General features: G+C 68.2%; 17 protein-coding genes. 11 read left to right on the forward strand and 6 right to left on the reverse strand.

The features are described 5' to 3' along the window. Positions 1-57 precede the first annotated feature (57 nt). Together D6850_RS03640 and D6850_RS03645 are read left to right on the forward strand one after the other, a co-directional pair. Positions 58-882: a sulfite exporter TauE/SafE family protein gene (locus D6850_RS03640; RefSeq protein WP_121163860.1), complete on the forward strand. Its 825-nt coding sequence runs from the start codon at positions 58-60 to the stop codon at positions 880-882. Continuing rightward, positions 876-1,664, forward strand: coding sequence for a phytanoyl-CoA dioxygenase family protein (locus tag D6850_RS03645; protein ID WP_121163862.1), 789 nt, complete (start codon positions 876-878; stop codon positions 1,662-1,664). The genes D6850_RS03640 and D6850_RS03645 overlap by 7 nt, the downstream gene beginning before the upstream one ends. Positions 1,665-1,732: 68 nt before the next feature. Here D6850_RS03645 and D6850_RS03650 read toward each other — a convergent pair whose 3' ends face one another. From D6850_RS03650 to ccmI, 3 genes are read right to left on the reverse strand one after another with little or no spacing between them, the layout of a single operon-like run. After that, entirely contained in the window at positions 1,733-1,978 is a 246-nt protein-coding gene (locus D6850_RS03650) for a DUF1289 domain-containing protein (RefSeq protein WP_425452350.1), read from the reverse strand. 16 nt (positions 1,979-1,994) lie between these two features. Next, positions 1,995-2,471, reverse strand: a complete 477-nt coding sequence (gene ruvX, locus D6850_RS03655) for a Holliday junction resolvase RuvX (RefSeq protein WP_121163866.1) — start codon at positions 2,469-2,471, stop codon at positions 1,995-1,997. Beyond that, positions 2,468-3,685 (reverse strand): c-type cytochrome biogenesis protein CcmI, encoded by a 1,218-nt coding sequence (gene ccmI / locus D6850_RS03660; RefSeq protein WP_121163868.1) that lies wholly within the window; start codon positions 3,683-3,685, stop codon positions 2,468-2,470. Before ccmI ends, ruvX begins: the two co-directional genes overlap by 4 nt. 205 nt (positions 3,686-3,890) lie before the next feature. Here ccmI and D6850_RS03665 point away from each other — a divergent pair, with 205 nt between their 5' ends. The 7 genes from D6850_RS03665 (at position 3,891) to rarD (ending at position 11,575) form a co-directional block, all read left to right on the forward strand. Next, positions 3,891-5,135: a sarcosine oxidase subunit beta family protein gene (locus D6850_RS03665; RefSeq protein WP_121163870.1), complete on the forward strand. Its 1,245-nt coding sequence runs from the start codon at positions 3,891-3,893 to the stop codon at positions 5,133-5,135. 103 nt (positions 5,136-5,238) lie between these two features. After that, on the forward strand, positions 5,239-5,505 hold the full coding sequence (locus D6850_RS03670; protein ID WP_121163872.1) for a hypothetical protein: 267 nt from the start codon (positions 5,239-5,241) through the stop codon (positions 5,503-5,505). A 105-nt stretch (positions 5,506-5,610) separates the two neighbouring features. Continuing rightward, entirely contained in the window at positions 5,611-5,940 is a 330-nt protein-coding gene (locus tag D6850_RS03675) for a sarcosine oxidase subunit delta (protein WP_121163874.1), read from the forward strand. A 61-nt stretch (positions 5,941-6,001) separates the two neighbouring features. Next, entirely contained in the window at positions 6,002-9,016 is a 3,015-nt protein-coding gene (locus D6850_RS03680; RefSeq protein ID WP_121163876.1) for a sarcosine oxidase subunit alpha family protein, read from the forward strand. Continuing rightward, the gene (locus D6850_RS03685; RefSeq protein WP_121163878.1) at positions 9,009-9,581 is read left to right on the forward strand and encodes a sarcosine oxidase subunit gamma; all 573 of its coding nucleotides are present in this window, start codon (positions 9,009-9,011) and stop codon (positions 9,579-9,581) included. The genes D6850_RS03680 and D6850_RS03685 overlap by 8 nt, the downstream gene beginning before the upstream one ends. 266 nt (positions 9,582-9,847) lie before the next feature. Beyond that, complete coding sequence (locus D6850_RS03690) at positions 9,848-10,450, forward strand: superoxide dismutase (protein WP_121163880.1); 603 nt, start codon at positions 9,848-9,850, stop codon at positions 10,448-10,450. Between the two features lie 207 nt (positions 10,451-10,657). Then, a complete protein-coding gene (gene rarD, locus D6850_RS03695; RefSeq protein WP_121163882.1) occupies positions 10,658-11,575 on the forward strand; it encodes an EamA family transporter RarD in 918 nt (305 codons plus the stop codon). Here the strand turns inward: rarD and D6850_RS03700 are convergent. Next, positions 11,515-12,066: an LOG family protein gene (locus tag D6850_RS03700; RefSeq protein ID WP_121163884.1), complete on the reverse strand. Its 552-nt coding sequence runs from the start codon at positions 12,064-12,066 to the stop codon at positions 11,515-11,517. The two genes, rarD and D6850_RS03700, sit on opposite strands and share 61 nt — an antisense overlap. Positions 12,067-12,170: 104 nt before the next feature. Here D6850_RS03700 and D6850_RS19620 point away from each other — a divergent pair, with 104 nt between their 5' ends. Next, complete coding sequence (locus tag D6850_RS19620) at positions 12,171-13,694, forward strand: LysM peptidoglycan-binding domain-containing protein (protein ID WP_245964086.1); 1,524 nt, start codon at positions 12,171-12,173, stop codon at positions 13,692-13,694. A gap of 90 nt (positions 13,695-13,784) precedes the next feature. Next, a complete protein-coding gene (locus D6850_RS03720; protein ID WP_121163888.1) occupies positions 13,785-15,593 on the forward strand; it encodes an ABCB family ABC transporter ATP-binding protein/permease in 1,809 nt (602 codons plus the stop codon). Between the two features lie 7 nt (positions 15,594-15,600). On the opposite strand, the gene D6850_RS03725 is transcribed toward D6850_RS03720, so the two are convergent. Both D6850_RS03725 and D6850_RS03730 read right to left on the reverse strand, forming a co-directional pair. Next, positions 15,601-19,341, reverse strand: coding sequence for an efflux RND transporter permease subunit (locus D6850_RS03725; RefSeq protein ID WP_121163890.1), 3,741 nt, complete (start codon positions 19,339-19,341; stop codon positions 15,601-15,603). Continuing rightward, positions 19,338-20,594: an efflux RND transporter periplasmic adaptor subunit gene (locus tag D6850_RS03730; protein WP_121163892.1), complete on the reverse strand. Its 1,257-nt coding sequence runs from the start codon at positions 20,592-20,594 to the stop codon at positions 19,338-19,340. Before D6850_RS03730 ends, D6850_RS03725 begins: the two co-directional genes overlap by 4 nt. Between the last annotated feature and the right edge of the window lie 55 nt (positions 20,595-20,649).

Below are 20,649 nucleotides of genomic sequence, written 5' to 3' on the forward strand. Positions count from 1 at the left end.
TGTGACGCATGCGGATTCGGGCTCTAACACCGGCGAGGCGAAGAAGGGAGCCGCGGCATGCCCGACACGACACTTCTGCTGAGCATGGGCGCGATGCTGCTGGCGATCGGGGCCTTCGCGGGGGTGCTGGCGGGGCTGCTGGGCGTGGGCGGAGGCATCATCCTCGTGCCGGCGTTCTTCTACGCCTTCCAGACGCTTGGCTATGACAGTCCCTATCTCATGCAGATATGCCTTGCGACGTCGCTGGCGACGATCATCGTGACGTCGGTGCGTTCGGTGCTGAGCCATAACCGCATGGGCGCGGTTTCGTGGGAAATCCTGCGCGGCTGGGCGCCGGGGATCGCCATCGGCGCGGTTCTGGGGGTGGTCGTGGCGGCGGGTCTGCGCTCTTCGGTGTTGCAGATGATCTTCGGCGCGCTGGCGGCCTGCGTCGCGCTCTACATGGCGTTGGGACGCGCGGACTGGCGGCTGGGCGCAGAGATGCCGCGCGGCGCGCTTCGCGCGGTGCTGTCGCCGGTCGTGGGGTTCCTGTCGGTGCTGATGGGGATCGGAGGCGGCAGTTTCGGCGTGCCGCTTATGAGCCTGCACAACGTGCCTATTCACCGTGCGGTGGCCACCGCAGCGGGGTTCGGCGTGACCATCGCGGCGCCCTCGGTGGCGGGATTCCTGCTGATTGCGATCCCGGCGGAGGCGCGCCCGCCGCTGACGGTGGGCGCGGTGAACGTCGCGGCCTTCGCCATCGTGGTTGCAATGACGCTGATGACCGCGCCCATCGGCGTGCGGCTTGCGCATGCGACGGACGCGAGGCGGCTCAAGCGGGTGTTCGGCATCTTTCTCGGGCTGGTCGCGCTCAACATGCTGCGCAAGGCGGCGGGATGGTAGCGGAGTTCCTCGCGCGGGGCTGGGCGCGGTTTCCCTGCGCGCCCGAGGTCGCGGAGTGGGCCGGGAAGGCGCGCGCGGCGGCGCGGGCCAGCGTCAACGATGCGGCGCAGCAGTCGCAGTGGCTGCAATGCGGCGGCACGTGGTTCGTGGGTGTCGACGCGCTGCCCAACGCGGCGGACGGAGCGGTTGCGGGATCCGGCGCGCTGGCGGGGCCGGGCTATGCCGTCGCGCGCAGGCTATATGGCGCGCTGCCGCTGCACCGCGCGCAGGTTTCGGTGGTCTATCCGGGCTATCCCAAACCGCGCGAGGGCGAGGGGGAGGGCGCGTTCCGCTACCGGCTCAAGCGCGACGCGGCGCATGTGGACGGGTTGCTGGCGGTGGGCGACGAGCGGGTGCGCATGCTGAAGGAGCGCCACGCCTATATCCTCGGCCTGCCGCTCAACGAAGCGAGCCCGGCCGCCAGCCCGCTGGTGGTTTGGGAGGGCAGCCATGAGGTGATGCGCGCCGCGTTCGCCCGCGCGCTCGACGGGGTGGCGCCGGCGGATTGGGGCGGGGTCGACCTGACCGAAATCTACACGCGCACCCGACGCGAGGTGTTCGAGACCTGCCCGCGCGTGCCGCTTCCGGCGCGTCCCGGCGAGGCGACGCTGGTGCATCGCCTGACGGTGCATGGCGTCGCGCCCTGGAGCGAAGGTGCGGAGGCGGGGCCGGAAGGCAGGATGATCGCTTATTTTCGCCCTGAATTGCCCGGGGGCGATGACGGTTGGCTGCGTCTGCCCTAGGGACGGCGGACGTAGAGTTTTCCCTGAAAACTCTACCCAAAACTCTTCAGTGAAGAGTTTTGCTCCGTTCAGCCGTCGCGGTCCGCCATTCGCGCGGAGCGCCCGCCGCGGCGTTTGCGCAGCCGCCCCGAACGGCCCGGCAGTTCGGCGTTGATCCGGGCGCGGTCGGCGTCGCTCATCTTCGACCAGCCGGCGATTTCTTCGGGGGTGCGGTGGCAGCCGATGCAAATCCGCGCCTCGGGGTGGACCACGCAAATGCGCACGCAGGGGCTCGCCACCTCGTCGCGGCTCCAGACCTTGTCAGCGTCATCCATCATGTTTCCCCTTGCGTCACGGCGCGGCGCGCATGTGGCCGATCCGGTCCAGCGCCCCTTGCAGGATATAGGAGGCGGCGACGTTGTCGATCACCTCCGCGCGACGCTTTCGTGACGCATCCGCCTCGAGCAGGGCGCGTTCGGCGGCTACGGTCGACAGGCGCTCGTCCCAGTAGCCGATGGGCAAGTCGGTAAGCCGCGCGAGGTTGCGGGCGAAGGCGCGGGTGGATTGGCAGCGCGGCCCCTCGCTTCCGTCCATGTTGCGCGGCAGCCCGAGGACGATGCCGCCCGCCTCGCGCGCGGTCGCGATCTCGAGCAGGCGCGCGGCATCCAGAGTGAACTTGCGCCGGCGGATCGTCTCGTGCGGGCTCGCCACCTGCCAGAGCCGGTCCGACAGCGCGACGCCGATGGTCCTGTCCCCAAGGTCGAGCCCGAGCAGGGCGCGCATCGGCGGCAGCGTGGCGGCGAAGGTCGCGAAATCGTCATGGATCATTGCGCCACCCCGGCGCGATCGGCGGCGGCGCGGATTTCCTCCAGCGCCCTGGCGTCGCCGGCGAAGGTTTCCTGCGCCTCGGCCCAGGTCCGGGCGGCGCGCTCACGCTCGCCCAGGACGCCGTAGGCCGCGATGAGCCGCGCCCATTCGCCCGGCGCGCCGCCCTCGGCCGCGAGGCGCTCGGCCAGCCCCTCGACCATGCCGCGGATCATCTCCCCCCGCGCTTCTGGGCTTATCTCGGAGGCGGCGTCCATGGCGGCCGCGTCCGGTCCCGGCGTATCGGGCAGGGTGTAATCCACCCCGGCGGACGCGGCGACCGCGCCGATGCCCGCGCGGATGGGCGCGATCCAGGGCGCGTCGGGCGGGCCTTCGCGCAATAGCGACTCCCACAGGCGGAAGGCCGCGTCGGGCCGGTCCACCTGCGCGAGGTAGAGCCCGAGATAGTAGCGCGCCGGCCCCAGATCCGGATCGCGGTCGAGCGCGGCGCGCAGCGCGCCCTCGGCGTCAGAAGAGACATAGCCGCCGGCGGCAGTGATCATCAGATCGGCGAGCATCGCGTAATCGCGCGCCTGCGCTTCTTCGCCCAGCACGTCGATCAGCCGGGTCTGCGCCGTGATCGCCGCGCGCATGTTGCCGAGCGTCGCCTCGTTCTGCGCCAGCAGGCGCAGGCCGCGCGGGTCGTCGGGATGCTCCTGCAGCGCCGCGCGCAGCCGCTCCATCAGCTTTGTGAACTCCGCGCTCGGCTCCGGCGCGGCGGGCGCCGGGGGGGCCTGCGCCTCGGCCTCGGCCTGGCTCAGCCGGTCGGCGCGCGCGGCCTGCGACGCAGCGAGGCGCGTGGCGCGCGGGAGGTCGGAATAGCCCGGCGCGCCCAACTGCCCGTAGAGCGCGAGCGAGCCGCCGATCAGCGCCAGCGCGATCAGTCCCGCCACGACCCGGCCCGCGACGGGCGGCTGGCCCCCCTCGGCGCCGCCGTCCCGAAGCTGCGCGTCGGCGGCAAGGACCCGCCGCCCGACCTCGGCGCGGATGCGCTCGGCTTCGCCCTCGTTCAGCGTGCCGCGCGCGAGGTCGCGCTCCACGTCCTTGAGCTGATCGCGATAGACCGCAAGGTCATAGGCGGCGGGCGGCGCGCCGGCGGTGCGCCCGCGCAACAGCGCCGCGATCAACGCCGCGCTCACGATCAGCGCCGTTGCGGCTGTGACGATCCAGAAAATCATGAGCTCTCCTCGGGTCCGCCTCCACATAACCGGCGCCTTGCCGGGACGGAAGGGGCAGAGCGGCGAACCGGGGTGCGGCGCACCGCCGCGATGTCGCATTTCGCGCCATGAGCGACGCGACGGGTATCTTTCGCGGCCTCGCCATCCCCCATACAAGTTGCACGATCGCCTGCGCCGATTCCCCTGACATCCGAGGCCGCCCCGCATGAAGAAATATTCCGCCTTTGCCGTCGCCCGCGAAGCACTGCGCCAGCATACCGGGTGGGAGCGCGCCTGGGCCTCGCCCGAGCCGCGCGCGAAATACGACGTCATCATCATCGGCGCCGGGGGGCACGGCCTCGCCACCGCGTATTACCTCGGCAAGAATTTCGGCATCACCAATGTCGCCATCCTTGAAAAGGGCTGGCTTGGCGGCGGCAATACCGGGCGCAACACCACGATCATCCGCTCGAACTATCTCCAGGACGCCTCGGCGGCGATATACGAGAAGGCCCGCTCTCTTTATGAGACGATGAGCCAGGATTTGAACTACAACGTGATGTTCAGCCCGCGCGGCGTTATGATGCTCGCCCAGACGCAGGGCGAGGTCCGCGGGTTCGAGCGCACGGCGCACGCCAATGCGCTCCAGGGCGTGCCGACCGAATACATCGGCCCCAAGCGGGTGAAGCAGCTGGTGCCGATCATCAACATCGACGGGCCGCGCTACCCGGTGCTCGGCGCGATCTGGCAGGCCCGCGCGGGCACGGCGCGCCACGACGCGGTGGCGTGGGGCTATGCCCGCGCATGCAGCGACATGGGCATGCACGTCATCCAGAAATGCGAAGTTACCGGAGTCGTGCAATCCGGCGGCAAGGTCACCGGCGTCGAGACGACCCGCGGCCATATGGGGTGTGACAAGCTCGGCGTCGTGGTTGCGGGCCATTCGGGGCATATCGCGGACATGGCCGGCTTCCGCCTCCCGATCGAGAGCGTCGCGCTTCAGGCGCTGGTCTCCGAACCGATCAAGCCCTGCATGGACGTGGTCGTCATGGCCAACACGGTCCACGGCTACATGAGCCAGTCCGACAAGGGCGAGATGGTCATCGGCGGCGGCACCGACGGCTACAACAACTACACCCAGCGCGGCGCCTTCCACCATATCGAGGAAACCGTGCGCGCCCTGGTCGAGACCTTTCCGATCATCTCGCGGCTCAAGATGTTGCGCCAGTGGGGCGGCATCGTGGACGTGACCGGCGACCGCTCCCCGATCCTGTCCAAGACGCCGGTGGAGAACATGTTCATCAACTGCGGCTGGGGCACCGGCGGGTTCAAGGCGATTCCCGGTTCTGGCTGGGGCTTTGCCGAGCTGATGGCCAAGGGCCACTCGCCCCTGACGGAGGCCTTCGGGCTGGAACGCTTCCACGAGGGACGGTTCATTGATGAATCCGTCGCCGCGGGGGTGGCGCACTGATGCGGATTTTCAACACCGACCGCAGCGCTCAGCGCCGGGTGCGGAACCTCGCCGGCTCAGCGCGCGTTTGCCTCGCAGACTCACATGCGAAGGGAACTTTTCTATGGCCGACAAGGAACGCAACGTATCGGAGCACACGACAACCACGACCACCACGGGTGGCGGCGGTGTCGGAATGGGCATCATCGTTGGCGCGCTTGTGGTCGTCGTCGCTGGCATTATCTGGTTCCTCATGGCTGGCGGCGACGTCGACGGATCGAGTGACGTCAATATCTCGGTCGAGGAGCCCGGCGCCGCGGCTGAAGGTGCTGCCGAAGGCGCAGCCGACGCGGTCAACGACGCCGCGGACGACGCCACGACAGCCGACTAACGATCCTCACAGCACATCCTCGCAGATGGGGCGGCGCCTTGTGGCGTCCGCCCTTTCCGCGCTTCCGGTGAACATCATTGGCCTGACTGCCGCGGAGATAGCCCTATGCTGATCCTGACCTGCCCCTGCTGCGGCGTCACCGCAGAGGAAACCGAGTTCCACGGCGGTGGCGAAGCGCATCTCAAGCGTTTCGGCCCCGGGTCGTCGGACGAGGACTTCCACGACTACCTCTTCTCCAAGGTCAACCCGAAGGGCGTCCACCTTGAACGGTGGCGGCACAATTACGGCTGCGGCAAGTGGTTCCACGCCGCCCGCGATACCGTCACGCTCGAAGTCTACGGCACATACCCCGCCCAGACGACCGAGCCGCCGCAGGACATCAGGGACGCCATCACCGCCAAACGCCCCGGCTGGTCTTGGAGGGAATTCTCATGATCTTTCAATGTTCCGGAAATACTCATAATTCCCCCGCAGCCACACGCACGAGGCCCACAGCATGAGCACACGTCTCGCCAATGGCGGCCGCTTCCTCGACAGGGCGCGCGCGCTGGAGTTCAGGTTCAACGGCAAGCGCCTCACCGGCTACGAGGGCGACACGCTGGCCTCGGCGCTTCTGGCCAACGATCAGATGCTGGTCGGGCGCTCGTTCAAATATCACCGCCCGCGCGGCATCGTCGCCAGCGGCGCGGAAGAGCCGAACGCCCTGGTCGGCATGGGCGAGGGCGGGCGGTTCGAGCCCAACCAGCGCACCACCACGACCGAGCTTTTCGACGGGCTGACCTGCGCCAGCCAGAACCACTGGCCAAGCCTCGATTTCGACGTGGGCGCGATCAACACGAAACTGGGCCGTTTCCTGCCCGCGGGTTTCTACTACAAGATGTTCATCCATCCGCGCCCCTTCTGGAAACACGTCTACGAGCCCTTCATCCGCAAGTCCGCCGGTCTCGGGAAGGCCCCGACCGAGCGCGATGTCGATACCTACGAACACTTCTACGCGCATGTGGATGTACTGGTGGTGGGCGGCGGCGTCGCGGGGCTGCTCGCGGCGCGCAGCGCGGGGCAGTCCGGCGCGACCGTGCTCCTGATCGAGCAGACCCCCCAATGGGGCGGGCGCGCGCCGGTCGATGGCGGCGCGGTGGACGGGAAGCCTGTGGACAAGTTCGTGGAGGAAGTCACCGCCGAACTGGACGCGATGCCCAACGTGACCATGCGCAGCCGGACGATGGGCGCGGGCGTCTACGACCACGGCTACGCGCTCGGTTATGAACGCGTCGCCGATCACCGTCCCGGCGCCGCGGGGCCGCGCCACCGCTTGTGGCGCATCCGCGCGGGCCGGATCATTACCGCCACCGGCGCGATAGAACGCCCGCTCAGCTTTGCTGGCAATGACATTCCCGGCGTCATGCTGGCCTCTGCGGTGCGCGATTTCGCCGTGAATTACGGCGTCTCGGTGGGCGACCGCACGGTGGTGGTGACCAACAATGACGACGCCTACCGCACGGCGATCATCCTGAAAGAACAGGGGCTTGACGTTCCGGTGATCCTCGATGCGCGGGTGCTGCCGCAGGACAGTGCGCTGATGGCCGAGGCCAAGGCGCTGGGCATCCGTGTGATGATGGGCCACGCCATATCCTCGGTGAAGGGCGGCAAGCGCGTCACCGGGGTGGAGATTTGCAGCCAAGCGGGCGAGGGCGCGGTGCTGGAAACCGTCGACTGCGACGCGGTCGCCATGTCCGGCGGCTGGTCGCCGGTGGTGCATCTGTGGTCCCATTGCGGCGGCAAGCTGACATGGGACGAGGCTCAGGCCTGTTTCCGCCCCGATGTGGATAACCCGCCGACCGGCGCGGATGGCGAGGGCTTCGTGATCCCCGCGGGGGCCGCCAACGGCGCGCTGCGCCTCGGCGACGTGCTTGCGGACGCGCATGCCGCGGGCGCCGCGGCGGCCCGCGCCATGGGGGCCGAGCGGAAGACAAGCGACGCGCCGCAGGCGGAGGCGCAGGATGAGGCGCCCATGGCTCCCGTCTGGATGATGCCGAATGGCGCGGGCTACAAAAAGCGCGCCAAGGCGTGGCTGGATTACCAGAACGACGTCAAGGTGTCCGACGTGCGCCTTGCCGCGCAGGAGGGCTATCAATCGGTCGAACACGCCAAGCGCTACACCACGCTCGGAATGGCGACGGACCAGGGGAAGCTGAGCAACATCAACGGGCTCGCGATCCTGTCCGACGCCTTGAACCAGCCCATCCCGCAGACCGGCACCACCACCTTCCGCCCGCCCTACACGCCGATCTCGCTGGCCTCGATCGCCGGCGAGGCGCGCGCCGAGCGTTTCCAGCCTCTGCGCCGCACGCCGATGTACGACTGGCACGCCGAACATGGCGCCTACTGGGAGCCGGTCGGCCAGTGGCGCCGGCCCTATTGCTACCGGAAGCCGGGCGAGAGCATCGAGGACGCGGTGCAGCGCGAGGTGAAGGCGACGCGCGAAAGCCTAGGCCTGCTCGACGCCTCGACGCTGGGCAAGCTGATGGTCAAGGGGCCGGACGCGGGCAAATTCCTCGACATGCTCTACACCAACATGATGAGCAGCTTGAAACCGGGCCGCTGCCGTTACGGGCTGATGTGCAACGAGAACGGGTTCCTGATCGATGACGGCGTGGTGGCGCGCATCGACGAGGACACGTTCCTCTGCCACACCACCACCGGCGGAGCCGAATCGATCCATGGCCACATGGAGGAATGGCTCCAGACCGAATGGTGGGACTGGGACGTCTACGTCGCCAACCTGACCGAACAATACGCGCAGATCGGCCTCGTCGGCCCCAAGGCGCGCGAGGTGCTCGCGGCGCTGACCGCCAGCGACGTGAGCGCCGAGGCGCTGCCCTTCATGGCATGGACCGACATCACGCTGGGCGGGATGCAGGCGCGGATCTATCGCATCTCCTTCTCCGGCGAACTCAGCTATGAAATCGCCGTGAAGGCGTCCGAGGGCCGGGCGCTCTGGGACCTGCTGCTGGCGACGGGGGACGCGCATGGCGTCACCCCCTACGGCACCGAGGCGCTGCATATCATGCGCGCCGAAAAGGGGTTCATCATGATCGGGGATGAAACCGACGGCACGGTGATCCCGCAGGATCTCGGGCTCAACTGGGCGATCTCGAAGAAGAAAGAGGATTACCTCGGCAAGCGCGCGCAGGCGCGCAGCCACATGACCGATCCGAACCGCTGGAAGCTGGTGGGCCTCGAGACGACCGACGGCAGCACGCTGCCCGACGGGGCCTACATCTCCGCCGAGGGCGAGAACGCCAACGGCCAGCGCAACGTGCAGGGGCGGGTGACGTCGACCTACCATTCGCCGACGCTCGGCAAGGGGATCGCGATGGCGCTGGTGCTGCACGGGCCCGACCGCATGGGCGAGGTGGTCGAGGTGCCCCATATCGGCGGCAAGATCACGAAGGCGAAGATCGTCGATCCGGTCTTCTTCGACAAGGACGGGGAGAAGCAGAATGTCTGACGCGGCAAGCGCGCTGCCGGGCGCGGAATTCAGCGGCATCGTCAAGGTCCGCGAGGCCGGGCTGCAAGGCATGATCACCCTGCGCGGCGACCTTGCCGACGCCACGTTGAAAAAGGCCGTGGCGAAGGCGGGCGGGCAGGATATGCCCGGCCAGCGCAAGGCGAACATGGACGAACAGGGCGGCGTCGCCTGGATGTCGCCGGACGAGTTGCTGATCCTCACGCCTTACGACGAGGTCGAGGCGCGGATCGGTGACCTGGCCAAGGCGCTGGCGAAGCAGCCGCACATGGCGGTCAATGTCTCGGACGCGCGCGCGCTGTTCGAGTTGTCGGGCGAGGGCGCACGAGTGCGCGAGGTCATCGCGAAGCTCTGCCCCGTGGACATGAGCGCGGACGCATTCGGCCCCGGCGATTTCCGCCGCACCCGCATGGCGCAGGTTCCCGCCGCCTTCTGGATGTCGGACGAGGGAACGCTGCGCATCGTCTGCTTCCGCTCGGTCGCGCAATACGCGTTCGATCTGCTCAGGGGCGCCGCGGCCAAGGGCGGCGCGGTCGACTATTTCTGATCCGGAGCGCGGGCCAAGACTATTTGTCAAATAGTCTTGGCAAAACTCTTCGCGGAAGAGTTTTGCGCCGGGCCGTCCCTTGCGCACCGGGTTCGTTCGGGCGCCGACAGAGTTTCGACACAAGGATCGGGCTCTGGAAGGATCGCAATGCAACGAGGCGCCTGTCCGCGGACGCGAGGAACTTGGCCGTCGGGCTTGACGTTGACGCCTCAGCCCTACCATGTAGGGCCACATGTAATCCGACACAGAACAAGGGGGCCCTGACCATGAGCTTTGAACTTCCCGATCTTCCCTATGCCCACGACGCGCTTGAATCGCTGGGCATGTCCAAGGAGACGCTCGAATATCACCACGACATCCACCACAAGGCCTATGTCGACAACGGCAACAAGCTGCTGGACGGCTCGGGACACGAGGGCAAGTCGCTCGATGAGATCGTCAAGGCGACCTACGATTCGTCCGGCGTGCCGCAATCGGGTCTGTTCAATAACGCCAGCCAGCACTGGAACCATACCCAGTTCTGGGAGATGATGGGCCCGGGCGACAGCAAGATGCCTTCGGAGCTGCAAAAGGCGATCACCGACAGCTTCGGCTCGGTCGACAAGTTCAAGGACGAGTTCAAGGCCAAGGGCGGCGGACAGTTCGGCTCGGGCTGGGTCTGGCTGGTTCAGGACGAACGCAGCGGAAGCCTCAAGGTCATCAACACGGCCAACGGCATCAACCCGCTTTGCACCGGCGACAAGACACTGCTGGGCTGCGACGTGTGGGAACACTCCTACTACATCGATTTCCGCAACAAGCGTCCGGCCTATCTCGAGAATTTCCTCGACAAGCTGGTGGATTGGGAAAACGTCGCCAGCCGGATGTAAGGTCTCGCGATTTCGGGCGAAACGCCCAACCAGGCCCGCCGGGACGTCCCCCCGGCGGGCTTTTGCGTGGGCGGCGCAGGGTGGCGGCGTTTTGCGCTTCCATTCGCGGCGGCGGATGATACCCATCGACCCATCGCTCGTTCATCAATGCAGGACGGCGTCATGCCCCCCGACCAGCCGGCGCGGGCCGCGCGCCGATAGGATCTCATGACAGAAACCTCGCGCGGCATCCTGTCGATGGTGGCGGCCTGCACGATCTGGGGGCTTTCGCCGCTTTACTACAAGCTGCTGACGCATATCCCGCCGATCGAGGTGCTGGCGCACCGCACGCTCTGGTCCTTCGCGCTGTTCGCGGTGGTGCTGGCCCTGCAGGGGCGGTTGGGCGCGCTGGCGCAGGCGGTCCGCTCGCGCCGGTCGCTCGGGATCATCGCGCTGGCGGCGCTGGTGATCTCGGTCAATTGGTTCACCTTCATCAGCTCGATCCAGATGAACAAGGCGATCGAGGCGTCCCTGGGCTATTTCATCTTTCCGCTGGTCTCGGTCGCGCTGGGCGCGCTCGTCTATCGCGAGACCCTCGGGCGCGCGCAGATCTTCGCCGTCGCGCTGGCGACGCTTGCGGTGGTCACGCTCGCCTGGGGGCTGGGCGTGGCGCCGTGGCTGTCGCTGATCCTCGCCGTGTCCTTCGGGTTTTACGGAGTGATCAAGAAGGGGTTCGACATGGGGCCGGTGATTTCGGTCACCGCCGAGGTGCTGCTGCTGATTCCGCTCGCGGTCGCGGTGCTCGTGATTGCCGCCCCGACTGGACCCGGTCCGTTCGGCAGGGGATGGAGCGACATGGGGTTGCTGCTGCTGTCCGGCCCGCTCACTGCGGCGCCCCTGATCCTGTTCAGCGCGGCGGCGCGCCGGGTGTCGCTGGCGACTGTCGGCCTCGTGCAGTATCTCAACCCGACTCTGCAGTTCGGCGTCGCGACGCTGATCTTTGCTGAGCCGTTCACACGCTGGCACATGATCGCGTTCCCGATGATCTGGCTCGGGCTGGCGGTCTATACCGCGGCCGCCTGGCGTCAGGACAGGGCGGCGCGCAAGGCGTTGAAGAGGGCGTCCACATCCGTCACCAGGTGGTAATAGTCGCGCAGGCTTGCATCGGCGAACCCCTGCGCGATCAGATGATCGATCAGCGCCGCCAGCGGTTGCCAGTAGCCGTCGAGATCGAGCAGCAGGATGGGTTTCTCGTGCAGCCCCAGTTGCCGCCAGGTCAGCACTTCGAAGAACTCGTCGAGCGAGCCGGCCCCGCCGGGCAGCACCACGAACGCGTTCGCGTTCATGAACATCACCTTCTTGCGCTCGTGCATGGTTTCGGTGACGACATAGCTGGTCAGGTCGCGCTTGCCCTCTTCGCGCCGCACCAGGTGTTCGGGGATCACGCCGAAGGTCGCCCCTCCGGCCGCCTGCGCCGCGCGCGCCGTCAGCCCCATCAGCCCGATGTCGCCCGCGCCGTAGACAAGCTGCCAGCCCGCCTGCGCCAATCGCGTTCCGACCGCCTCGGCGGCGGCGGCATAGGCGGGGTTGGCGCCCGTGCGTGCGCCGCAAAAGACACAGACTGCGCGTTCAGGCATCACATCTCCCGTTCATGTCCAAGGGTTGTTTTGACCCCTGATATCCTTGTTGCTAGTCTCCGGCAACTGCGCGGATCCCCGTCTGCGCCCGGGAAAGGCGACACATGAGCAAGCTGGCAGGTATGGCGGGCGGAAAGGCCATCGGCGTGGCCGGCCTGGCCGTGATCGCCGTACTCGGGTTTGGCCTCTATGCGGGCGGTTTCCTGAGGTCTCCGCCTGCGCCGGAGTCCGATCCCGCCGCCGCCGAGCCGCCGAGCGCCGCCGAAAAGCCCATGGAGGACGCGCAGCCCGTCACGCCCGCCGCCATGCCAGAAGCGGATGCCGCCGCCGCCCCGCAAGCCGATGCCGTCGCCGCCGCGGAGAGTAACGAGGGTGGGGCTGAAACCGTTGACAAAACGCCGCCGCCGGACCCGCCGCGCATCGATATCTTTCGCCTCGCTCCCGGCGGCTACATGCTTGTCGCGGGCAGCACCGCGCCGGGCTGGCGCACCGACATCCTGATCGACGGCGCCGCCATCGCCGAGACCGCGGCGGACGGGAACGGAGAGTTCGCGGAATTCCTCGCGCTCGAACCCAGTGACGCGCCACGCGTGTTGTCGCTGATGATGACCTCGCCCGAGACCGGCGCGCGCGTCGTCTCGCCCAACGTGGTGATCATCGCCCCGCCCGCGCCCGCGCCCGAGATCGCCGTGACCGCCGACGCCCCCGCGGACGAGGATGCGCCGGAGCTTCCGGGTCGTACCGCCGCGGTGACGCAAGGCGCGGCGATGGACACGCCAGATATTCCGACGCCGGATGCGGGCGCGCGTGCGCCGGACGATCCAGAGCCGCCGCCGGCCGCCGAAGAAAACGCGACGCCACCGCCCGCCGCCGCATCGACACCCACGCCGCCCACCGTCGGATCGGCGCCTCCGCCGCCCGCGGTTGGATCGGCGCCTCCGCCGCCCGCCGTTGGATCGGAACCTCCGCCCGCCGTCGCCGCGGGTTCGCCCTCCACGCCTTTGGCGCCGGACGCGGCGGGCGAGCCCGCTCTGACCGCCGGGGCAGGGACCGCGCCCGCGCCGCGGCGTGATGAGCCGCAACAGACCGTGCTTCTCTCCGACGAGACGGGCGTCACCGTCCTGCAGCCGCCTGTCGCCATGGGCGCGGCGCCCGAACTGATGTCGCAGGTCGCGCTCGATGCGATCACCTATTCGGACACTGGCGCGGTGCAGCTTGCCGGGCGCGGATCGGGACAGGGCTTCGTACGGATCTATCTCGACAACGCTCCGCTCACCACCTCGCGCATCGCCGCCGACGGGCGCTGGCGCACCGATCTGCCGCAGGTTGACACCGGCGTCTACACCTTGCGCGTCGATGAGGTCGACGAGGCGGGCAAGGTCGTCAGCCGCGTTGAAACCCCGTTCAAGCGCGAGGACGAAACCATCGTCGCCGAGGCCGAGGCAGACGCCGGATCGCTCGCCCGGATCCGCGCGGTCACTGTGCAGCCGGGCAATACGCTCTGGGCGATCAGCCGCGAGAACTACGGCGAGGGCATCCTTTATGTCCGCGTTTACGAGGCCAACAAGGACCGGATCCGCGATCCCGACCTGATCTATCCCGGCCAGATCTTCAACGTCCCCGAATAGGGGGCGCGGTGGCCCACGGCCCCTGCGCACTGGCCATTTCGCGCCACGCGGCCTATCAGTGCCGGACCCGCATCAGCCAGAGGCCCGACGATGCCCCGCTCCCCGAACGCAACCGACCCCCGCGCGAGCGGCTGGGTCACGATCGCCAAGGTCGCCCCCTATCTGTGGCCCGAAGGGCAGGGCTGGGCGAAGCGGCGCGTCGTGGCCTCGCTCATCGTGCTGGTGCTGGCCAAGCTCGTGTCGGTCGGGACGCCGTTCTTCTACAAGGCGGCGGTCGACGCGCTGGCGGGCGAGGGGCAGGAGGCGGCCTGGATGCTGGGCGCGGGCGCGGTCGGGCTGACCGTGGCCTATGGCGGGGCGCGGCTCTTGAACGTGGGCTTCCAGCAGTTGCGCGACGCGCTTTTCGCGCGGGTGGCGCAGCGGGCGCTGAGGCGCCTGGCGCTGCGCACCTTCCGTCATGTCCACGCGATGTCGATGCGCTATCACATTACGCGCAAGACCGGCGGGCTCAGCCGCATCATCGAGCGGGGCGTGAAGGGCGTGGAGTTCCTGCTGCGGTTCCTGCTCTTCTCCATCGGGCCGCTGGTGATCGAGCTGTTGCTGATCGGCGCGGTGCTCTGGACGCTGTTCGATTTCCGGTATATCGCCGTGGTGGTCGGGGTGATCGCGCTTTATGTCGTCTTCACCTTCAAGGTGACCGAATGGCGCGTGAAGCTGCGCCGTCGGATGAACGAGCAGGACACCGACGCCAACCAGAAGGCGATCGACAGCCTGCTGAACTACGAGACGGTCAAGTATTTCGGCGCCGAGACGCGCGAGGCGGAGCGCTACGACGCCGCGATGGCGGGGTACGAGGACGCGGCGATCAAAACCTCCTATTCGCTCGCCTTCCTCAATTTCGGCCAGTCGCTGCTGATCACCGGCGGGCTGGTGATCGTCATGGTCATGGCCGCGCTCGGCGTGCAGGGAGGCGACATGACGGTGGGCGATTTCGTGATGGTCAACGCCTACATGATCCAGATTACCATGCCGCTCAATTTTCTCGGCACGGTTTACCGCGAGATCCGCCAGAGCCTCGTCGACATGGGCGAGATGTTCGGCCTCCTCGAGGCCCCGCCGGACGTGACCGACGCGCCGGACGCCGCGCCGCTCAGGCTGCGCGGCGGCGAGGTGGAACTGCGCGACGTGCATTTCGGCTACGAACCGGGGCGCGAGATCCTCGGCGGCGTCAGCCTCACCGCGCGTCCCGGAGAGACGGTGGCCATCGTCGGCGCGACCGGGTCGGGCAAATCGACCATCGGCCGGCTGCTGTTCCGATTCTACGACGTGAACGCGGGCGCGGTGCTGATCGACGGGCAGGACGTGCGCGCGGTGACGCAGGACAGCCTGCATGCGGCCATCGGCGTGGTGCCGCAGGACACAGTGCTGTTCAATGACACCATCGGCTACAACATCGCCTACGGGCGCGCCGGAGCCACACAGGCCGAGATCGAGCGGGCGGCGCATGACGCGCAGATCCACGCTTTCATCACCGCGCTGCCCGAAGGCTATGACACCACGGTGGGCGAACGGGGCCTGAAGCTCTCGGGCGGGGAGAAGCAGCGCGTCGGGATCGCGCGCACGCTGCTGAAGGATCCGCCGATCCTGCTGCTGGACGAGGCGACATCGGCGCTCGACACCGCGACCGAGCGCGAGATCCAGGCCGCGCTGGCGCGCGCGGGGCAGGGGCGCACGGTGCTGATGATCGCGCACCGGCTTAGCACGGTGGCGGACGCGGACCGGATCATCGTGCTCGAGGATGGGCGCGTGGTGGAGACGGGCAGCCATGCAGAGTTGCTGGCGCGCGGCGGGCGCTATGCCGGGCTCTGGGCTCGCCAGCAGGCGGAAGAGGCGGCCTAGGCCCTCGTCACTCGGCAGCGCGCAGCGGCTTGCCCTCCGTGTGCCGGGCGTCTTCCTCCTCCGCCCCTCGCGGGGCATCTTCGGCAATGGCGTCGTCCCAGATGATCTCGGGCGCCTTCAGGCGTCGCGCGGCGCGGGCGAGCGCCCAGTCGCGCGCGGCGCGCGACGAGCGGCCCATCGACAGCGCCGCAAGACCTCGCGCGATCCACTGCACGTAAGTTCCCGCCCAGACCCTGAGCGCGAGCATCGAGGGCGTGAACACCAGCGTCAGCAGCGTCGCGGTCCCGAGGCCGAAGACCACCGCCGTGGCGAGTTGCTTCCACCAGAGCGCGGTCGGGCTGTTGAAGCTGTAGCCGCCGTTGATGAAGTCGAGGCTGAGCCCGAACATCATCGGCGCAAGCCCCGCCATTGTGGTGATCGTGGTCAGCAGCACCGGGCGGATGCGCGCCTCGGCGGTGCGGGTGATCGCCTCTGTGCGGGGCATGTAGCGGGCGTATTCCTGGTAGGTGTCGATCAGCACGATGTTGTTGTTCACCACGATCCCCGCGAGCGCGACGATCCCTGTGCCGGTCATGATGATCGAAAACGTCTGGCCCATGACCAGCATCCCGATCAGCACGCCGGTGGTGCTCAGCACCACAGCCAGCAGCACCAGAACCGCGTTGTAGACGCTGTTGAACTGCGCCAGCAGGATGATGAACATCAGCCCCAGCGCGCCCGCGAAGGCCTTCTGCAGAAAGGCGCCGGCTTCTTCCTGGTCCTCCTGGTCGCCGGTCCATTCATGGCTCACGCTCGCCGGCAGCGGGTCGGTCGCGAGCCAGTCGTTCAGCAGCGCGATTCGCTCGTTCGCGGTGATCGGCACGGTGGTCTGCGCGCCGTCCTCGCTGGTGACGGTCCTCGTCAGGCCGCTCCTGACCCCGGCCTTGACGTCGAAATACCGCTTCTGGTCGACCCGGTCGATCTGGGCAAGCTTCTGCACCGGTTCGCGGGTGATGAAGTTCGACAGCGGCACGAGGCCGCGCTCGGTGCGCACCCTGAGCGTGTCGAGCGTCGAGAGCACCCGGTCCTCGCGCGGCAGGCGCACGCGGATGTCGATCTCCTCGTCCGAGGTGGGCACCCGCATCGTGTCGAGGAAGACGCCGCGCGTGACCAGCTGCACCATCGCGCCCACGGTGGCAACGTCGGCGCCGTAGCGACCGGCCTTTTCCACGTCGACGTCGATCTTCCAGTCGATGCCCGGCAGCGGGGTCGTGTCCTCGATCAGCGTGAGACCCGTCGTGTTCTCGAATTTTGCGCGCACGATCCGCGCGGCCTCTTTCAGATCGGCCCAGTCGTCGCCCTTGAGTCGCAGGTGCACCGGCTTGGCCGAAGCCGGCCCGCCGGTTTCGCCGAGGATCTCAATGCGGATGCCGGGGATGCGCTCGAGCTTGTCGGTGAGCTGGCGGATGATCTCGTTGCCTTCCATCGCGTCCGACTTCACCTCGCGCTCCAAGAGGCCCCAGGCCCAAGGCTCGGTGACGGTCGGGCGGTCCTCCCAGGGGATCGTCTCGAACTGGACCTGCCCGATGGTGTCGAGCGGCGCCTGCGCGCCGCCGGTGTTGCTATCGAGCCCGCCCTTGCCGGCGAAGGCGAAGACGGTGTCGATGCCCGGCTGGGCGAGCACGATTTCCTCGGCCTGCCGCACGAGCGCGTCCTTCTGCTCGATCGAGAGGTTGCCGCGCCCGCGCACGTAGACGATGCCGCGCTCGGGCTCGGTGTCGACGAAGAACTCGGTGCCGTTGTTGTTGTTCATGTAGTAGATCAGGGTCGTGCCGACGACGACGAAGACCGCGCAGAAGGCGAGGATCGGCCCGACGGGATTGCCCGCGATCATGTGGATGAACCGCCCGAACCCGCTGCGCCGATAACCCGAGCGCACCCGCTCGTTACGGCGTGGGGCGATCGCGCGCACGGCGCGGCGCAGACCGCCCGAAACCCGGCGGAAGACGGCCATCAGCCCCAGCAGCAGCGCCGTGACCGAGGCGGTGGCCAGCATGCCCAGCACCACGGTCAGCAGCAGCAACGCGAAGATTTCCGCGAGCCCGGGGACGACCGAGCCGAGGATCGCGCCCATGTCGAGCGCCGCAAAGCGACCCTGAACCAGCGTCAGAAGCTGCGGAATGGACCAGCCCGCCGCCAGCAGCGCCCCCAGCGTCAGCGGGAAAAGCATCAGGTGCCAGAGCCAGAAGCCGTGCGCGATCTGCGCGACGCGCTCGCTGAGCCAGCGTTCGGCCCGCCCGGTCACCCCGCCGATCACCGGCAGGTAGATCAGCGCCACCAGCAGCGAAGAGGAGAGCACGAAGATCAGCGTCACCGGCAGCATCCGCATGAACTGCCCGGCGATCCCCGGCCAGAACAGCATCGGCAGAAAGGCGCAGAGCGTCGTCGCGGTCGAACTGGCCACCGGCCAGAACATCCGCTTGGCTGCGTCGGTGTAGGCGTGCATCGGACCCTGCCCGTCGGCGATGCGCTTGTCGGCGTATTCGACGATGACGATGGCCCCGTCGACCAGCATCCCCACGGCGAGGATCAGCCCGAACATCACCATGTTGGACACGGTCACCCCCATCAGCGCCAGCATGGCGAAGCAGAGCAGGAACGATGTGGGGATCGCGAACCCCACCAGCAGCGCGGGCCGGATGCCGAGCGCGGCCAGCACCACGATCATCACCAGCGCGATCGCGGTCAGCACCGACCCTTCGAGCTGGCTGACCATCGAGGCCACGGTGCGCGACTGGTCGTTCGAGGCGCCGACTTCGACCACCGCCTTGAGTTGCTCGGGCCATTCGGCGCGCGCCGCGTCGACCGTGGCGCGCACGAGCGCCGCGGTGTCGATGATGTTGAACCCCTTGCGCTTGACCACCTGAAGCGCGACCGTGGTGTCGCCATCGAACCTCGCCGTGCCGTCGCGATCCTCGAAGGTGAGGTTGATGCGCGCCAGCTCGCCCAGCAGCACCTGGCGGTCGCCGTTGTTCTTGATCGGCAGGCGGTAGATGTCGCGGGTCTTGTCGAAGGAGGACGGGATCTTGACCGCGAAGGCGCCGCTGTCGGTGCTGACCTCGCCCGCCGCGATCAGTTGGTTGTTGTTGCGCACCACGTTGATCAGCTCGCCCGCCGTCACGTTGTAGGCTTCGAGCCGCAGCGGATCGATCACCACCTCGACCATTTCGTCGCGGCTGCCGGCGATCCCGGCCTCGAGCACCGGCTCGAGCGCCTCGAGCCGGTCCTGCAAATCCTTGGCAAGCTGCGTCATCATCCGTTCGGGCACGTCGCCGGTAAGGTTGACGATGATGATCGGGAACTCGGAAAAGTTGATCTCGTTGATCGTGTATTTTTCCGCGCCCTCGGGGAACTTGGCCTCAGCGGTGTTCATCGCGTCCCGCACGTCGGCCATGATCGCGGTCTTGTCCCAGCCGAACTCGAACTCGAGCGCGACGCCGGCATAGTTCTCGGCCGCGGTGCCCGAGATTTTCTTGAGCCCGTCAAGGTCGCTCAGCTCGGTCTCCATGACCTTCACCAGCAGCTTCTCGCTGTCCTCGGCGGAGATGCCGGGGAAGGGGACCGAAACGAACAGTGCAGGGATCTCGATATCCGGCTCGCCCTCCTTGGGTAGGCTGACATAGGCCAGCCCCCCGGCGAGCAGCGACAGCACCACGAAGGCGATCACCATGCGCGCCCGCGCGGCGGCCCAGTCGACGAGTCCGGTCACTGGGTCATGTCCCGGTAGCTTGGTTTGACCGGCACGCCGCTGGTGACGTATTCCTGCCCGATGACGATCACGTCCGCCTGCGCGGGCAAGCCCGCGACCCAGACGCCGCGCACCGTGTCGCGTATCAGGGTGACAGGTGTGAAATCGGCGCTTGAATCGTCGCTCACGACCCGCACGCCGAGCGCGCCGTCGTCGTTGAGCGTGAGCGCGGATTGCGGCAGCAGGTGCGCATCGGTTCCGTCCGAGGCGATGGCGATTTCCGCGCTTTGCCCTGCGCGCAACGCCAGATCGGGGTTGGGCGCCATGATCTCGATGCGGAAGGTGCGCGTTTCTGGGTCGGCGTCGCGCGAGATGAAGCTGACCTCGCCGGTCACCTCCTGCCCCGAGACGAGGGCGGCGTGCGCCTCTGCGCCCGGCGCCACCTTGGCGACCTCGGTTTCGGGCACGTAGCCGACCAGCTTGATCGGGTCGAGCTGGATCACCGTGGCGCAGAGCGCGCCGGGTTGCAGCAGGCTGCCCAGTTCGGCGGTGTCGGATTCAAGCAGCCCGTCGAAGGGCGCGCGCATCTCGAGGCGGGCGATCTCGTCCTCGGCGGCGGCGACGGCGGCCTCGGCGGCGCGGATGCCAGTACGGGCCGCCTCGAGCCCGGACTTGGCCGATTGCACCGCCGCCTGCGCGGAGCTGAGCGCGGCGCGCGTTTCGGCGACGCGGGATTCGGAGGCGTAGCCGCCCTCTGACAGCTTGGTGGCGGCGGTGTTGTTGATCTCCGCCTCGGCCACGCGGGCTTGCGCCTCGGCGAGCCGCGCCTCGGCCTCGGGGACGCGGGCGCGGGCCTCATCACGTCGTGCGCGTGCCTCGTCGAGCGTCGCCTCGCGCGAGGCCGGATCGAGCCGGCAGAGCAACTGTCCCTCGGCGACCGCGCTGCCCTTGCGCAGCGGTTCGGAAATGACTTGGCCCGAGGTTTCCGCGCGGATTTCCACCTGCCGGTCGGCGGCGGTCTGCCCACGCAGCACGATCGCGCTGTCGATGGTCTGCGCGACCGAGTGGATCGCGACGACGCGCACCGGGCCGGCGGCGGCTGCGGATTCGGCTGCGGTGGCATCCGGCGCGCTGGCGGTTTCGGCGGCCTCAGCCCCGGCGGCCTCGCCCGGGGCCGTGCCGCCCAGCATTTCCATCACGGCTTCGCGTTGGAAAACAACGCCATAAATCACGGCGCAGACCACGAGGGCGGCAAGGATGGGGAAAAGTCGCATCTGATACCTTTGCGGCGCGTGTTGCTCTCATTGCGCAGTTCATGCTCTGAGCTTA

Source organism: Roseovarius spongiae, from assembly GCF_003651245.1.
In the GTDB taxonomy this organism is placed as follows: Bacteria; Pseudomonadota; Alphaproteobacteria; order Rhodobacterales; family Rhodobacteraceae; genus Roseovarius; species Roseovarius spongiae.

Bases quoted from the DNA above. Each gene is read 5' to 3' on its own strand.
- D6850_RS03690 (WP_121163880.1), top strand. From the start codon at position 9,848: ATGAGCTTTGAACTTCCCGATCTTCCCTATGCCCACGACGCGCTTGAA.
- D6850_RS03650 (WP_425452350.1), bottom strand. From the start codon at position 1,978: ATGGATGACGCTGACAAGGTCTGGAGCCGCGACGAGGTGGCGAGCCCC.
- D6850_RS03700 (WP_121163884.1), bottom strand. From the start codon at position 12,066: ATGCCTGAACGCGCAGTCTGTGTCTTTTGCGGCGCACGCACGGGCGCC.
- ruvX (WP_121163866.1), bottom strand. From the start codon at position 2,471: ATGATCCATGACGATTTCGCGACCTTCGCCGCCACGCTGCCGCCGATG.
- D6850_RS03730 (WP_121163892.1), bottom strand. From the start codon at position 20,594: ATGCGACTTTTCCCCATCCTTGCCGCCCTCGTGGTCTGCGCCGTGATT.
- D6850_RS03640 (WP_121163860.1), top strand. From the start codon at position 58: ATGCCCGACACGACACTTCTGCTGAGCATGGGCGCGATGCTGCTGGCG.
- D6850_RS03720 (WP_121163888.1), top strand. From the start codon at position 13,785: ATGCCCCGCTCCCCGAACGCAACCGACCCCCGCGCGAGCGGCTGGGTC.
- rarD (WP_121163882.1), top strand. From the start codon at position 10,658: ATGACAGAAACCTCGCGCGGCATCCTGTCGATGGTGGCGGCCTGCACG.
- D6850_RS03680 (WP_121163876.1), top strand. From the start codon at position 6,002: ATGAGCACACGTCTCGCCAATGGCGGCCGCTTCCTCGACAGGGCGCGC.
- D6850_RS03665 (WP_121163870.1), top strand. From the start codon at position 3,891: ATGAAGAAATATTCCGCCTTTGCCGTCGCCCGCGAAGCACTGCGCCAG.
- D6850_RS03675 (WP_121163874.1), top strand. From the start codon at position 5,611: ATGCTGATCCTGACCTGCCCCTGCTGCGGCGTCACCGCAGAGGAAACC.
- D6850_RS19620 (WP_245964086.1), top strand. From the start codon at position 12,171: ATGAGCAAGCTGGCAGGTATGGCGGGCGGAAAGGCCATCGGCGTGGCC.
- D6850_RS03685 (WP_121163878.1), top strand. From the start codon at position 9,009: ATGTCTGACGCGGCAAGCGCGCTGCCGGGCGCGGAATTCAGCGGCATC.
- ccmI (WP_121163868.1), bottom strand. From the start codon at position 3,685: ATGATTTTCTGGATCGTCACAGCCGCAACGGCGCTGATCGTGAGCGCG.
- D6850_RS03645 (WP_121163862.1), top strand. From the start codon at position 876: ATGGTAGCGGAGTTCCTCGCGCGGGGCTGGGCGCGGTTTCCCTGCGCG.
- D6850_RS03670 (WP_121163872.1), top strand. From the start codon at position 5,239: ATGGCCGACAAGGAACGCAACGTATCGGAGCACACGACAACCACGACC.